This window comes from Streptomyces sp. NPDC047981, from assembly GCF_040653315.1.
Classification (GTDB): Bacteria; Actinomycetota; Actinomycetes; order Streptomycetales; family Streptomycetaceae; genus Streptomyces.
In genome coordinates, this window is sequence record NZ_JBEZNQ010000026.1 from 26,991 (window position 1) to 42,209 (window position 15,219).

A 15,219-nucleotide genomic window follows, 5' to 3' on the forward strand; every position below is an offset into this window, starting at 1 on the left:
AGTTCAGCGGCGTGCAGCGGGGTGATCACACTGTTGTCCACAGTTGGCCGCGCGGGCTCTTCTGAGCGATCGGTGACTGCCTCCGCCCCGCCGCACCGCTGTCTACTTCTGCGCAGCGCGCCGCGCACGGGGGTCGCGTCTCCGCCAGGAACAGCGCGCACGAACAGCGAGACATCAAGAAGAGGCGGTCTGATCATGGCTGGTGTCCCTACCGGTGCTCCCACCGACGTCACCCAGGGTTCCCGGACCAAGGGCGGCATCGGCGAGTCCACGCTCCGTCCCGACGGCACCCTGAAGGTGACCGGTGAGTTCGCGTACTCCTCGGACATGTGGCACGAGGACATGCTCTGGGGGCAGACGCTCCGCTCGACCGTCGCGCACGCCGAGATCGTGTCCATCGACACCGCCGAGGCGCTGGCGATGTCGGGCGTGTACGCCGTCCTCACGTACGACGACCTGCCCGCCCCGATGAAGTACTACGGCATGGAGTTCAACGACACCCCGGTCCTCGCCCACGGGAAGGTACGCCATCACGGTGAGCCGGTCGCCCTGGTGGCCGCCGACCACCCGGAGACCGCGCGCCGTGCCGCCGCGAAGATCAGGATCGAGTACAGGGAACTGCCGGTCGTCACCGACGAGGCGTCCGCCCTCGCCCCCGACGCGCCGCTCGTCCACGAGAACCGCGACGACCACCACGCCGGCCACGTCCCGCACCCGAACATCGTGCACCGCCAGCCGATCATCCGCGGCGACGCGGACGAGGCCCGCAAGCGCGCCGACGTCATCGTCGAGGGCGAGTACGTCTTCGGCATGCAGGACCAGGCCTTCCTCGGCCCGGAGTCCGGTCTCGCCGTGCCGTCCGAGGACGGCGGTATCGACCTCTACGTGGCCACGCAGTGGCTGCACTCCGACCTCAAGCAGATCGCTCCCGTCCTCGGGCTGCCCGAGGAGAAGGTCCGAATGACGATGGCGGGCGTCGGCGGCGCGTTCGGCGGCCGCGAGGACATCTCGATGCAGATCCTCGCCTCCGTGCTCGCCCTACGCACGGGCAAGCCGGTCAAGATGGTCTACAACCGCTACGAGTCCTTCTTCGGCCACGTCCACCGCCACCCCGCGAAGCTCTGGTACGAGCACGGCGCCACCAAGGACGGCAAGCTCACGCACATGAGGTGCAGGATCGTCCTCGACGGCGGCGCGTACGCGTCCTCCACGGCGTCGGTCGTCGGCAACGCTGCCTCCCTCTCCGCCGGCCCGTACGTGATCGACGACGTCGAGATCGAGGCGGTCGGCCTCTACACCAACAACCCGCCGTGCGGCGCGATGCGCGGCTTCGGCGCGGTCCAGGCGTGCTTCGCGTACGAGGCGCAGATGGACAAGCTCGCCGCCAAGCTCGGCATGGACCCGGTGGAGCTGCGGCAGATCAACGCCATGGAGCAGGGCACGATCATGCCGACCGGCCAGGTCGTGGACTCCCCGGCTCCGGTCGCCGAGCTGCTGCGCATGGTCAAGGACCGCCCGCTGCCGCCCGGTCACCAGTGGGAGGTCGCCGACGGCGAGGCAGATGTCCGCGCGCTGCCGGGCGGACTCTCGAACACCACCCACGGAGAGGGCATCGTCCGTGGGGTCGGCTACGCGGTCGGCGTGAAGAACGTCGGCTTCTCCGAGGGCTTCGACGACTACTCGACCGCGAAGGTACGCCTGGAGGTCATCAACGGCGAGCCCGTCGCCATGGTCCACACGGCCATGGCGGAGGTCGGGCAGGGCGGTGTCACCATCCACGCCCAGATCGCCCGTACGGAGCTCGGCGTGCAGCGGGTCACCATCCACCCCGCCGACACCCAGGTGGGATCGGCCGGTTCGACCTCGGCGGCCCGGCAGACGTACATGACCGGTGGGTCCGTCAAGAACTCCTGCGGGCTCGTACGCGAGCGGGTGATCGAGATCGGCCGGCGCAAGTTCGGCGCGTACGTGCCGCAGTGGGCGGCCGCGGACGGACTGCTCCTCGAGGGCGGCAAGGTCGTCACCGACCGCGGCGAGGTCCTGGCCACCCTCGCGGACGTCCTGGAGGACGAGGTCGTGGAGATCGAGGCGGAGTGGCGGCACCGCCCCACCCAGCCCTTCGATCTGGTCACCGGGCAGGGCGACGGACATGTCCAGTACTCGTTCGCCGCGCACCGCGCCGTGGTCGAGGTCGACACCGAACTCGGCCTGGTCAAGGTCGTCGAACTCGCCTGCGCCCAGGACGTCGGCAAGGCGCTCAACCCGCTGTCGGTGATCGGGCAGATCCAGGGCGGTACGGTCCAGGGCCTGGGCGTCGCGGTGATGGAGGAGATCATCGTGGACCCGAAGACCGCGAAGGTGCGCAACCCTTCGTTCACGGACTACCTGCTCCCGACGATCCTCGACACGCCGACGATCCCGGTCGAGTACCTCGAACTGGCCGACCCCAACGCCCCGTACGGAGTCCGCGGCATCGGCGAGGCGCCGACCCTGTCGTCCACCCCGGCGGTCGTGGCCGCGATCCGGAACGCGACGGGCCTGGAACTCACCAAGACGCCGGTCAGGCCGGAGCACCTGCTGGGGCTCTGAGACACAGGGGGCTCCGACGCGGACTCCGATCGGGGGCTCTGCGCTTCCCGCCCCCGCTGTCGTCGATGATGCTGTCTGTAGGCATCCGATGACAGCGGGGGGACCTTCGTGACGGAGACGCACGTGTCGTGGCGGGCGATGAGGAAGTGCGAGCAGGCCTGGCTCGAAGGCGTCACGCAGTTGAGGATGCGCAACTGGCCCGCCGCCGCCGACGCATTCAGCACCGCCATCGACTACAACCCCCTGGCCGCCGACGCCTGGCTGGGCCTCCACGCCACCGGCCACAGCCAGGGCCAGGCCCTGGAGGCGATGCACGACAACGCCCGCGCCTTCGGGGCCCTGCGTACGAAACTTCAGCGCAGGCTGCTGTCCCGGTTCCGGATCGGGCGTTACGTGACCTTCCGCCTGGAGACGTCCCGCGACCTGTGGCTCGCGAGGGCCACGAAGCACCTGGACGACGGTCAGCTCGACGCGGCCGGGCACATGCTCTCCCACGCCGTGCTCGACTGCGACGAGACCCGCTTCGTCTGCGCGCGGTACGCGCTGCTGGCCAAGCGCTGGTCGCTCCTCCTGCCGTCCGCCGAGGGCATCCGTGACGCGCAACTGCGCGACGAGTCGCAGCTCTACGTCGCGGCCGGGCTCATCGCCCAGGGCGTCTGCCACGAGGCGCTCAACGTCCTGAACCCGCTGCCTCGGGCGCTGGGGAACGACGCCGCCTTCCTCGGCGAGCTGGCCTACCTGCGAGGGCGGGCGTACGAGGAGCTGGGGCGGGCGGAGGAAGCCCTGAAGCAGTTCCAGACGGCGTTCCGGTACAGCCCCGGCCTGGCCGATGTGGCCGAGCGGGCGAACGCGGCGGTTCCGCGGGGCGAGCGGGTACCGGCCGAGGGCGCCGGCCCCGCGCAGGCGGCGCGGCGCTCACCCTCCGCCGACGGCGCCTCCGGAGGCGGCGGCCTCAGCGACGAGGAGCGGGCCGCTCTGCTGGACGAGGCGATGGCCGAGCTGGAGGCGATGATCGGCCTCGCGCCCGTGAAGCGCCAGGTGCGGGCGTTGTCGGCGCAGCTGAGGATGGCCGTGGTCCGCAGAGGCCAGGGTCTCGCCGCCTCGCCCGCGCCGTTGCACCTGGTCTTCGCAGGGCCGCCCGGGACGGGCAAGACGACGGTCGCCCGCGTCGTCGGCAAGATCTTCGCCGGCCTGGGCCTGCTGGACCGCGGCCACGTGGTCGAGGCCCAGCGTGTCGACCTCGTGGGGCAGCACCTCGGGGAGACGGCGCTCAAGACGTCCGGCGTCATCGACAGGGCCCTGGACGGGGTCCTCTTCATCGACGAGGCGTACGCCCTGTCCAACACCGGCTACACGGGCGGTGACGCCTTCGGCAAGGAGGCGATGCAGGTGCTCCTGAAGCGGGCGGAGGACGACCGACACCGGCTCATCGTGGTCCTCGCGGGGTACCCGGACGAGATGAACGACCTGCTCTCCAGCAACCCGGGCCTGGCCTCCCGTTTCAGCACCCGGGTCGATTTCCCGTCGTACTCCGCCGAGGAGTTGGTCCTGATCGCGAAGTCCTTCGTCGCCGGCCAGGGAGACATACTCACCCAGGACGCGGAGACCGCCCTCCGTACGTCGTGCCACCTCGCTGTCGACGGGGACCTCGTCGACCCCCTCGGCAACGGCCGCTTCGCGCGCGAACTCGCCCGCAAGGCGTCCGTCGCCCGGGACCTGCGCGTCTACGACCTCCACGGCAGCGCGGGAACCCCGTCGCCCGAGGAGGTCACGACGCTCCTGATGGCCGACATCACGACCGCGTACCGCGAACTCACCGAGAGCCTCCCGCCGGCCCCCTGACATTGTTGGCTGCGCTCAATCACCCATCCCGGGGCCTCGGGTGGGCCCGGGCCGCTGCTGGTCCGGCGGCGCCTGCTGCGGCTGCGCGGGCGCGGTGGCACTCCGCCTGCCGGTCACCTGCACCCCTGGCAGGAACTGCTGCCCGGGGCGGGGGGCCTGGGGGGCGGGTGCGGGGGCCGGGGCTTGCGTGGGTGCGGGTGCGGGTGCGGGGGCAGGGGCTTGCGTGGGTGCGGGGGGCGTGGGCGGCCTCTGTTGCGGGATGGCGGCGGTGGGCGTGGCCTGCGGCGGGGTCGCGGCTCCTTCCTGCGCGGTCCCCTGACGCTGGGGCTGCTGGGGCTGCTGGGGCGTCACCCCCTGCTCCGTGGTCGCTTCCTGCTGCTGGGTCGGCGTCGCCGGGCCGCGCGGGGAGTTCGAGGGCCCGTCCGCGCCCGTGGCCGGCGCCGAGAGCTCCGGCGGCCGCCACCGGAGCGGGATCTCCTGTATCCGCTGCACCGCGTTCTCGTCCCCGGCCTGCTCCGCGGCCACGGCCCGTGCCCGGAGCGCGCTCTGCCGGGCGATGGGGGAGAAGCCGGGCGCGGCGTTGCCGGTCTCGGCGGGCAGGGCGCGGCCGCCCATCTCGTTCAGCCGCTGCTGGATACCCGACTCGGGGGCGAACACCTCGCGCGGAAGCTGCCAGGAAGCGGCTCCGTCGACGTCGACCCGATGTTCCTTGCCGTCCTCGGTACGGAAGGTCAACCCGTAGCCGATGTACTGGTCGTCCTGGTCGAACATCAGGTCGCCGGAGACCCGCCCGCCGTTGTCCCGCACCTGGTTCGCCAAGGTCTGCAGGGCGGGGGGAAGGGGGTTGGTGCGGCCGAGGCTGGCGACATAGCCGTCGCCTTCGAGCACCCTTTCCGGATCGCCCTTCTTCGCGCCCGGGTATTTCAGCCTGAACGAGGTCTTGCCATCCTCGCCCTGGAAGGTTTCTATGGCGCCCACGCGCGCGTTGACGAAGTTCAGACGGTCTTTGAACTCCTCGCGCATCTCGGGGAATTGCACCTGGTGCAAGAGTGCGGGTGGCGGGTCGGAGCCGATGATGGTCACCTTCGCGTTGGGGTTCTCCCGCAGGATGATCTCCGCGTTGGCAACCCCCGTGCCGCCGGATCCGGCGACGATCCAGTGCTCGGCGTCCGCCGGGTTGAAGCGGTTGTCGGCGACCTCGTCGCCCAGCAGCGCCCGACCAGGGGCCGCCTCCCTCGCCGTCTCCCACTTCTCGGTGGCATCCAGGGTCGTGAAGCAGCCTTCCAAGCGCCGCTTGACGGGCCCATCCCCCAGCCCGTCGAACAGGGCCCCCCGAAGGTTGGAGGTTTTGACAGCGGCGAGGACCGTCGCGGCGTTGGCTCCGGTCCGCTCGGCATCGGTGAGCTGGCCTCGAAGCTCGCTCGCTCCGGCGACATTCTGCCCTTCGAGTTCCTGGAGGCGCTCGCTGATCAGCCGTACGGCCTCGCTGCGGCTCTCCACGCCGGGCCCGAATTCGCCGCTGTCGCGCGCGATTCCGGGGACCACTTCGGGGGTCAGGCCAGTCGCGACGTTGGGTGTACCGTCGACCCGCACCAACAGAGGCGCCCCGCCACGCTCGCTGCCGTCCCTGTTGAAGGCCTGCGCCTCGGCGAGCAGCGTGCCGTTCTCGTCGAGCTTCAGGCGGGCGCGACCGTTCACGACATCGCCCTGGGTGGCCAGCTGGTCCTCCCAGAGCCGTACCGCGTCGATGGAGATACGGTCGCCAGGTTTCTCGACCGCCTGGTACGGATCGACGCCCATCCACTGCGCCAGGTCCCGGTCCTGGTCCGCCGACTGCACGATCCCGGCGCCGGGGTCCCGGTGCCAGCGGCCCACGGCGTCGATCAGCAGGGCCTCACGGTCGCGCCCGGACAGGCTCGCACCTCCGCCGATCGTCACCCTGCGCAGCGGGATCTCGCCCGCCGTGTTCTGGTTCTCCACCGTCTGCGCGGCCAGCTCAGCCATCTCACCGCGGAAGGCCGCCCACTGCACCGAAGCCGGCTCCACCTGCTCACGGGGGAGCGGCACGCCGTTCTGGTCGTAGCCCGGCATGGGCATGGTGATGTCGCGCTGCCCGATGAACGCCTCGACCTGCCGCTGCGCGAGGACGGCCGCCTCGCGTGAGGATTGGAGGGCAGAGGAGTCGGCGGGGTCGAGTTGCTCGATGGGGCGGGCGAGCTCACGAACCATACGCTTCGCGTCGGATGAGAGGAATTCCCGCGATGCGTATCGCCGAGAGACTGCGGATTCCACCTCGGCCGTACGCTGTTCGATCTCAGAAGCGGGAGCGACCGGTCGAAGTCCGCAGTGGTCCAGCAGAGCCGAAAGCTCGGCCCGAGCCGCAGCCTGTTGCTGCTCTGACATCTCCGGGGCGCTGGCGCGGTTGGCAAGCCAGTTCAACTCGCCGATCCGCCCGTGGTCCGCGCTCGACAGCTCCTGTCGTTGGGAGACGTCCGTTCCCTGTTCCAGGAGGTTTTCGCGGACGGGTGCCAACCCTTGGCTGGACCGCTCGTGTACAGCCATGAGTTCGCCGACCTCGTGGGCCAGTACTCGCCTCAGGAGTTCGGGCGGCAGACGGTCGGAAATCTGCACGATGTACTGCTTTGACGTCGTGTTCGTCGCCGTGGTGGCGATTGTGCCAGTCGGCATCGGAACGGCATCCAACCAGAGTGCCGCAGCCTTTCCCTGCGTCGCCTGTAGCGCGAGATACTCGCGAGGGGTGTCGTCCTCTGTCAGGGCGGGTCCGAGGGAACGGAACCGCTCTCCCAACACCACCGATGCGATACTCTCCATCTCAGCCTTGGCCGCCGCGACAAGCGCCGCCTGCCGTGCATGTAGCTGTTCCGCCTCGGTTCCGTCGGCCTCCGCCGCCAGTACATTCGTCAGAAGGCGAGGATCGGCAGACCTGTCCATGTGATGCTCCCCCGTAGTCCTTGCACGCGCTCATCGAACAGCCCTTAGAATCATGCCATGTTGACAGCACGCTCATCGTTCGAAGCACATCTGTACATGGATCTGCACCCCTGTGCTTGTGGTTCCGGCGACTTCGATCGTCAGCACCGACTGGAGCAGCACGGCGATGACATCGTGGCTGTGTACGAGGGCGCCTGCCGGCAGTGTGGGACTACCCGTCGTTTCGAGTTCAGGATGGCTGAGGAGATCCCTCCGCCACCGCCTGCGTTCGGCGGGGCTCAGCCCTCGCAGATCATTGACCCGGGGGAGTTCGCGGAGGTCGCTGGCAGAATCTCTGAGTCGGCTGGGGTCCAGCTGCTCAACTCACCCAAGTCCGAACACTACAAGCTGCGCGACGCGGTGGCCTATACCGTGGCGGCCTATGAGGAGATGCTGAAGTTCCTGCCTCCGGGCGAGGACTCGATTCCTGCCAGCGCCTTCACCTCCGAAGTGGGGAAGGCCCGCTACCGGAGCGATCCTGGGAATTTCGATCGCGATATTCTTGAGGAGAATGTCGAGGTTGCCCGCGTCGTCCTCTCCAACATCGACAAGGCTGGCCGCCCTCCGCACGCACCCCAATAGCTGCCAGGGCGGAGAGCTCGGAGCGAGCTGCTGCTCGCTCCTGATCGGACAGATGATGCGCGGCAGCACGATTGGCAGCCCGGTTCAGTTTGCCGATGCGGCCTTGGTCCCGACTCGACAGTTCAAGGCGATGACCGAACCGGCCAGTGGGCCAGGACTTTGTGTTGGGAGTCCTGGAGGGCCACGTACTCCCGCGGGGGTTCGCTCTTCTGTCCAGGCCCGGCCGCGCGTCCCGAAACGATCACCGGAACTCCCGACGCCACATCACGCAACTCTCTTCGGGCCGCTGCCGCCAGGGTGCCCGATGTGCCCGCCGCTGTCCGCTGGCATCCGTGGATCGATCGACCCGTGTCCCCCTGCTCGGCACGCCAGGATCATCGAACAACCCCTAGAATATTGCCATGTTGTCAGCTCGATCACCATTCGAGGCGCATCTGTACATGGATCTGCACTCTTGTGCGGAGTGTGGTTCCGGCGACTTCGATCGTCAGCACCGGCTGGAGCAGCACGGCGACGACTTCGTGGCCGTGTACGAGGGCCCGTGTCGGCAGTGTGGAGCCCTTCGACGCTTCGAATTCCGCATGGCTGAGGAGATTCCGCCACCTCCGCCCGCGTTCGGCGGTTCCGAACCCTCGCAGATCCTCGACCCAGGGGAATTCCTCGACGTTGCGTTTCGGATCTCCGAGTCCACAGGACTTCGGCTCCTCAATACTCCTGAGTCCGAGCATCACAAGCTGCGCGATTCCATGGTCTATTGCATCGCGGCGTACGAGGAAGTTCTGAAGTTCATTCCGCCCGGTCAGGATGAGGTCCCGGTCGGCGCCTTCACCTCGGAGGCAGGGTTGGACCGATACAGGCAGGACCCGGGGAAGTTCAGCCGTCGGCTGATCGACATCTACCTGAAGAACGCCCGCGCGGTCCTGGCCGACATCGACCACGTCAGCTCTCCGTAGGGTGTTCCCATGTTGACAGCTCGATCATCGTTCGAAGCGCACCTGTACATGGATCTGCACCGTTGTGCGGAGTGTGGTTCCGGCTACTTCGACCGGCAGCACCGGCTGGAGCAGCACGGCGACGACATCGTGGCTGTGTACGAGGGCGCCTGCCGGCAGTGTGGGACGGTTCGTCGTTTCGACTTCCGGATGGCCGAGGAGATTCCTCCGCCGCCGCCCGCTTTCGGTGGGGCGCAGCCCTCGCAGATCATCGACCCGGGTGAGTTCGAGAAAGTGGCGGGCCGCATCGCCGAGTCGGCCGGGGTTCAGCTCCTCAACTCTCCCAAGTCCGAGCACTACAAATTGCGCGACGCGGTGGCCTATACCGTGGCGGCCTATGAGGAGATGCTGAAGTTCCTTCCACCGGGCGGGGATTCCATTCCGGCAGCTGCCTTCACCTCCGAAGTCGGCAAGGCTCGATATCAGGCTGATCCGGGGAACTACGATCGCGACATCCTCGAGATGAATGTGGAGTACGCCCGCGTCGTCCTCGCCAACATCGACAAGGCCGGCCGCCCTCCGCACGCCCCCGAATAGCAGCCAGGGCGGCGAGGCCATGGGCCCCGCCGCCCTGCACCGGCATCAATCCACCCTCAGCGCTTCGCGCCCGGGTCGTACGTGGCCAAGGAGGCCTGGACCGACTGGGCGTAGGGGCCCTCCCACCAGGGGATCGTCTCGACCAGGACCGGCTTCGTGCCGGAGGCCAGGACCAGGGCTCGGCCGGGGGGCATGGAGCCCAGGTCCGAGACGTGGAGGACGCGTTCGCGGCGGACGGACTCGTTGACCGTGCGGTTGCCCGACCAGTGGCCGTGCTCCGACTCCCGGGTCGTGGAGTAGTCGCGGTGCTCGTACTCGCCCGCCAGGTCCGAGAGGTCGCCGAGGAAGCGGGTGTCGGAGACACCGCCGCCGTAGACGCGGATGTTCGCGGCCGACCACAGCTTCTCCATGCCGCGGTCGCCCCACACCTCGACGCCCTGCGCCCAGGACTGGAGGATCGTCATGAGGATGATGCCGCGCGAGCCGTAGTGCGAGTACAGGTCGGGCAGGGCCCGCCAGCGGCAGACGTTCGCCGCCTCGTCGAGGACGCCGACCAGGGGCTGCGGGAGGCGACCGCCGCGCTGGGTGGTGGCGTACTCCTCGGCCGCCTCGACCGTCGCCACCGTCAGGGCCGTCACCAGCGGGCCCGCCGAGTCCGTGCCCTCGCGGGACAGGGAGTAGAGGGTGCCCTGGCTGCGCACGAACTCGTGGGGGTTGAACTGCGGGCGGGTGTCCTCCTGGTCGAGAGGCGTGACCCACTTGTTGATCTCGGGGTTGATCAGGCACGACGCCATCTGCTGGGCCACACCGTAGATACCGCTGCGCTGCTTGTCGGGCGCCGTGAGGACACCGTTCAGCGCGTCCGCCGGCATGGTGTGACCGGCGCCGCGCAGGATGCGCTCCGGGGTGTCGTCCTTGGGGTTGGCCAGCCAGGTGTAGACCTGGGTGATCGGGGCGTTCGCGGTGGCCGCCGAGAGGAGCAGGTTGGCCAGGAGGTCCTGACCGGCCGGGTCGAAGTAGGCGTCCGTGGAGGCGTTCGGGTCGCGCGAGCCGGACGCGAAGTGGTCGGCCAGCTTACGGGCCTTGGCGACATCGGTGACGTACGAGAGCGGGTTCCACCACCACGCCGGCGGCTCCGTTGCCACCTGCTGCGGGTCGAACACCCAGACCGGGCCGACCGCCTGGCGCGGACCGCGCGTGGCGTCGACGATGTCCCGCTTGTTGGACGTCACGAGCACCGCGCCGGGGCCGTCGAGGATCGCCGGGATGGCGCGCCGCGTGGTCTTACCGGTACGCGGGCCCCAGATGTCGACGTGCATGTCCTCGAAGGAGCCGAACAGCGGCTGCTTGCCCTTGACGGAGCGGCCGATGAACACGCCCGGGACCCGGCTCATCACGCCGAGCCGCTCCGCGGTCGCCGCCGCGCCCTTCATCGTCAGCTTGCCGAGCTGCTCGCCCTTCGCCAGGTGCTGGGCTGCCGAGTCGACCCCGGGCTTGCGCTTCGAGCGCTGGCGCAGGCGGTACGCCCAGAGGACGAGGACGAGGAGCAGGACCGCCTCGCCCGCCGCCACCGCGCTCGCCGCGCTGCCCGGCCAGGCGTAGTCGCCCTTCGCGAGCTCCACCGCGAACGAGAAGGGGTTGCCGGCCGGGGAAGGCGCGTCGTCGAAGGACGCGCCGAGGTACGCGGCGCCCCAAGCGCCGCAGAGCACCACCAGGACGACGGCGACGAGACCGACGATCTCGTACGTCCAGTCGTCCTCCGCACGTGGTCTCTTCTTCTGCTCAGCGGACATGTCTTGGACCTTTCTTACGCATGCTCGTCGCCGTTGCCGCCGGCCTCGGCCGGGTTGGTGCCGGCCGGGATCGGGACCCGGTAGACGCCGTAGATCTGGCCCTGCACGTCCCAGGTGCTGAACTCGACGTTCTTGCCGGCGCGCGGCGCGTGCAGGATCTTCTTGCCCTTCGGGTCCCAGACGAGCCCGACATGCTCCGGGCCCCTGGGGCCGGGACGCCAGAAGATCACGTCGCCGGGCTGTGCCTTGTCGAGATCGACCTTGTACGCCGCGAGCTTGTCCTCCTGGTCGTACGTCACCGCCCCGATGTTGATCTTGCCGCCGCTGGCCTGGTAGTACGCCCACTGCGTGAAGCTGGAGCAGTCGAACGACGTCGGGTTGTCGCCCTGGAGGCGCGGCGCGCCCCACACGTACGGCCGGCCGATGCCGCGCTGCGCCCAGCCGAGCGCCGCCCGGACCACCGGGTCGTCGGAGTCGGGCAGGACGCCCGTGATTCCGGCGCCGTCGGGGGCGACCGGGGTGCCGCCGCCGCCCTCGGCGCAGTTGGCGTACTCGGCATCACGGCCGTCGCCGCCGCCGGGCGCGGTGCCGTAGTCGGGGTTGGCGGTGATCTTGCCGTTCAGCCAGTCCTCGGGGTCGACCATGCCGGGGCCGTTGTCCTGGCCGCCGACGAACGGGTTGTCGACGCCGGGGACGCGGACCTCCCAGTGCAGGTGCGGTCCGCTGGTGTTGCCGGTCATGCCGACGGCGCCGATCTGGTCGCCGCGCTTGACCTGGTCGCCGACCTTGACGTTCCGCGTGGACTGGTGCGCGTACTGCGTGATGACGCCGTTCGCGTGCTCGATGTGCGTCTCGTTGCCGTACGCGCCGCCGGATCCGGCCTTGACGATCTTGCCGTCGGCCGGCGCGTAGATGGCGGTGCCGACGGGAGCGATCAGGTCGAGGCCGGTGTGGTAGCCGAGGCTCCACATGCCGCCGCGCTGCTTGTACTTGGAGCCGATCTGGTACGTGCCCTGCTTCAGCGGCCACTGCCAGTCCTTGCCGCTCGCGGTCGCGTCCGGGTCGGGGGCGGGGGCCGCGGGGAAGGCCGCGAGGGACATGGGCAGGGCCTCGGTGATGCCGCCCTGGGGCGCGAGTGCCATGGCCTGCGTGGTCGTGGAGCCGTCCCCGTCCAGGGGCGGCGTGGACCAGGAGCGGGGCGGCGAGGACGCGATGCTCAGTGCGGTCGTCGGGTCGGCGTTGTTGCCGACCGGCTCCGGGATGTCCGACTGCTGACCGAGCGTGGGGAAGTTCGGGTTCTTCTCGACGGTGCGCTTCAGGTGCGCGTACCAGTCGGTGATGAGGTCCTTCTCGCCGGTCAGGTTGCCGCGGTAGCGGGCGGCCTGGGTCAGCACGACGCGCATGTAGATGGTGTTGCTGGGGCGGGAGCCCGAGTACCGCATCAGCGCGTTCCAGGCGTTGGTCTCCGCCTTCATCGCGTGCAGGAAGTTGGCGGCGGCGAAGGCCGCGTCGTCGATGTTGTAGAGGTCCTTCTTGCCGTCGCCGTTGCCGTCGGCGCCGTAGTCGGTCCACGCGGGCGTGCCGAACTGGAGGATGCCCATGTACCCGGCGCTGTTCTTGCCGCCGGGCGCCGCCGACGGGTCCTGCCCGTACTTGGTCTCCTGGTACATCTGCCCCGCGATGAGCGTCCAGTCGAGCCCGTCGTAGCGGGCGGCCGCGCGCATGGCGGCGAGGATCATCTTCGGGGGTATCTCGTTCCGGGCGGTCGCGCTCGGCAGGTACATCTTCCCCGCGGGCACGATGGGGGAGGTGGCGGCCGCGTCACCGGTGTTGCCGGCCTCGGCGTTCTCGCCGTAGTCGCCGCAGGCTGCCGCCGCCGTACCGCCGCCGATGCCACCCACAAGGCCGGCGATCATGATGAGGATGACGAAGCCGATGCCGCCGATCGGCAGCAGACCGCCCGCGCCCAGAAGCAGCCAGAGTTTGAGGTTGCCCTTCTTCTGGCCATCGGGGCCGCCTTGTCCCCCTCCGCCGCCTCCGCGTGCGGTCTGGGCGACGTCCTTGGCGGCCTTCGCCGCCTTGGCGACCTTCGCCGCCTTGGCGGCGGCCGCGAGAACGGCAGGAGCCACCATCGGCGCTTACCCTCCTGCCTGGTCGGACGCGCCGACGTTGCCGAGGCCGTAGATCGACACGTTGGACACCAGCCACGATCCACCGCGAGTGCCCTGGACGGTCACGAGCCAGGAGTTGGTCTCCGTACCGGTGTTGCGGCCGTCCTCGCTTCGGGTCGCGGTCACTTCGACCAGGCTGGAGAGCGTGATGCCACTGCCGTTGACGAGGTCGTCGGCGACCATCGCGTCCCGGAGAACGGTCGCCTTCCCGCGTGAGGCGCATTTGGCGGCCACACAGGTGTCCCAGGCCTTGCCGGTGGGGAGCGCGGTGTCCTGCCGCAACTGCCGGTCCTCGGTGGTCAACACGAGGAGCGGCGCCGCCCAGGAGGCGTTCTTGTCGGTGTGCGCGTAGGTGTTGAGACCGACCATGTAGTCGGACATCACCTTGTGCGCGGCGGCGGCCTCGGCCGGCGCGAGGATCGGCTTGACGGCGCCCGCGTCGGACGCACCGCCCTTGTTGTCGGAGGATCCGGACCCGGAACTCCCCTCAGCGGGCGCGGAGGGCGCGGACGAGCCCTCGGACTTCTCGCCGGAGGTGTCCTCGGCTCCGTTGAAGAGGGTCAGCACCACGAGGGCGCCGACCATCAGGAGCCCCAGTACCGCCAGGGCGAGTGCCGCAGTTCGCTTGTTGTCGGCGGGTGACTCCACCGTCCCGGGCCTCCCTCAGTCAGGTTGCCGAGCCACGGTAGGGGGAGAGACGGGGCGGGGACGGCATGTTTTCCCCGCCGGGGAAATCGGGGGACGGGGTGAGGAAAGGAGGGAAAGTGCCGGCGTGTGGGGAATTCGTGGAGGCGACGGTGACGGATCCTCACGGGCGAGGTGGGGACGCCTCCCGATGGCTCAGGTGCGCGGGGCCCGGTTCGCGTCGCCGGACAGTCGATCCGTGGAACGGAGGCCCGCCGATCTCAGGGCGGCGGGGACTGGCACCGTCAGCCGCGAGCCTCCAGGAACACGACGTGAGGGCGTCCTTCCCTGGCACCGACCGACACCCGGAAGCGAACCGGTACGGCCGGCGGCACTCGAGCCGCGCCGCACGACCGGGCCGGTACGAACGATGCGGGGATTCAGGGAAGTCGACGGCGTCTTCGGCTCGTCCGCCCACCACGGACTCAGGCCAGGAAGATCCCGAGAATCAGCAGTACCGCCACCACTCCGCCCATGATGTACCGGGCCCTAGAGTCCTCACGTTCCCAGAGGTCGTGGACGACCGCCCAGCCTGTCAGGCGGGCGGCGCGACCGTCGTGGCGGCCGGTGGAGTCGGAGAGCGATGCGGCCTGGTCCTCGCCGTCGTCGTCCGGTTCCTCCGCGGTCAGGTCGCCCGTGATGCCCTGTTGCTCCTGGGCCACGATCACCAGGCCTTCCAGGAGTTCGGGCATCGTGTTCGGCGTGAGGGGGTACGCGACCGTGCCGAACTCCGTCTGGAGGACGAGGCTCGACTGCCAGGGGTTGCCGGGCTCGTAACCGTCGATCCAGGCGTGCTTGGCGTCGTACCTCGGTGCCGCCGGAACCGCCGCGGGCACCGGCTGCTCGGCCGAAGCGGCCTCCGCTGCGGGCTGCTGGGGCAGCGCCACTGCCGGAGGGGCGGCAGATGCGGCGTACTCAGGTCCTGCGGTCTGGTCGCTCAACTCTCGTCCTTGGGAAGGTCGGGGACGCTTCGGCGCGCCCTGCGGCGCGTGGGCACCCGCATTGTGCCGAGCCCGCCCGGGGGAGGGGGCGTTCTCG

10 protein-coding genes are annotated in these 15,219 nt (G+C 69.6%); 5 read left to right on the forward strand and 5 right to left on the reverse strand.

The genetic code is table 11. From position 1 onward, the window contains the following. Positions 1-195: 195 nt before the first annotated feature. Complete coding sequence (gene pucD / locus AB0E14_RS17475; protein WP_362418027.1) at positions 196-2,589, forward strand: xanthine dehydrogenase subunit D; 2,394 nt, start codon at positions 196-198, stop codon at positions 2,587-2,589. 108 nt (positions 2,590-2,697) lie between these two features. After that, positions 2,698-4,431, forward strand: coding sequence for an AAA family ATPase (locus tag AB0E14_RS17480; RefSeq protein WP_362418030.1), 1,734 nt, complete (start codon positions 2,698-2,700; stop codon positions 4,429-4,431). A 15-nt stretch (positions 4,432-4,446) separates the two neighbouring features. Here AB0E14_RS17480 and AB0E14_RS17485 read toward each other — a convergent pair whose 3' ends face one another. Next, positions 4,447-7,383, reverse strand: coding sequence for a hypothetical protein (locus AB0E14_RS17485; RefSeq protein WP_362418034.1), 2,937 nt, complete (start codon positions 7,381-7,383; stop codon positions 4,447-4,449). 57 nt (positions 7,384-7,440) lie between these two features. Here AB0E14_RS17485 and AB0E14_RS17490 point away from each other — a divergent pair, with 57 nt between their 5' ends. The 3 genes from AB0E14_RS17490 (at position 7,441) to AB0E14_RS17500 (ending at position 9,533) form a co-directional block, all read left to right on the forward strand. After that, positions 7,441-8,004 carry a hypothetical protein gene (locus AB0E14_RS17490; RefSeq protein WP_362418037.1) on the forward strand — a complete coding sequence of 188 codons (564 nt, stop codon included), beginning with the start codon at positions 7,441-7,443 and terminating at the stop codon, positions 8,002-8,004. A 401-nt stretch (positions 8,005-8,405) separates the two neighbouring features. After that, positions 8,406-8,957, forward strand: coding sequence for a hypothetical protein (locus tag AB0E14_RS17495; RefSeq protein ID WP_362418040.1), 552 nt, complete (start codon positions 8,406-8,408; stop codon positions 8,955-8,957). Positions 8,958-8,966: 9 nt separating this feature from the next. Further along, positions 8,967-9,533 (forward strand): hypothetical protein, encoded by a 567-nt coding sequence (locus tag AB0E14_RS17500; RefSeq protein ID WP_362418043.1) that lies wholly within the window; start codon positions 8,967-8,969, stop codon positions 9,531-9,533. Between the two features lie 56 nt (positions 9,534-9,589). Here the strand turns inward: AB0E14_RS17500 and AB0E14_RS17505 are convergent, their stop codons facing one another. The 4 genes from AB0E14_RS17505 to AB0E14_RS17520 all read right to left on the reverse strand — a co-directional run bounded on the left by AB0E14_RS17505 (position 9,590) and on the right by AB0E14_RS17520 (position 15,122). Further along, positions 9,590-11,326, reverse strand: a complete 1,737-nt coding sequence (locus tag AB0E14_RS17505; RefSeq protein WP_362418046.1) for a TraM recognition domain-containing protein — start codon at positions 11,324-11,326, stop codon at positions 9,590-9,592. Between the two features lie 14 nt (positions 11,327-11,340). Next, complete coding sequence (locus AB0E14_RS17510; RefSeq protein WP_362418050.1) at positions 11,341-13,458, reverse strand: peptidoglycan DD-metalloendopeptidase family protein; 2,118 nt, start codon at positions 13,456-13,458, stop codon at positions 11,341-11,343. Positions 13,459-13,464: 6 nt separating this feature from the next. Further along, positions 13,465-14,145: a hypothetical protein gene (locus AB0E14_RS17515; protein ID WP_362418053.1), complete on the reverse strand. Its 681-nt coding sequence runs from the start codon at positions 14,143-14,145 to the stop codon at positions 13,465-13,467. A 461-nt stretch (positions 14,146-14,606) separates the two neighbouring features. After that, the gene (locus AB0E14_RS17520) at positions 14,607-15,122 is read right to left on the reverse strand and encodes a hypothetical protein (RefSeq protein WP_362418056.1); all 516 of its coding nucleotides are present in this window, start codon (positions 15,120-15,122) and stop codon (positions 14,607-14,609) included. Positions 15,123-15,219: the final 97 nt, after the last annotated feature.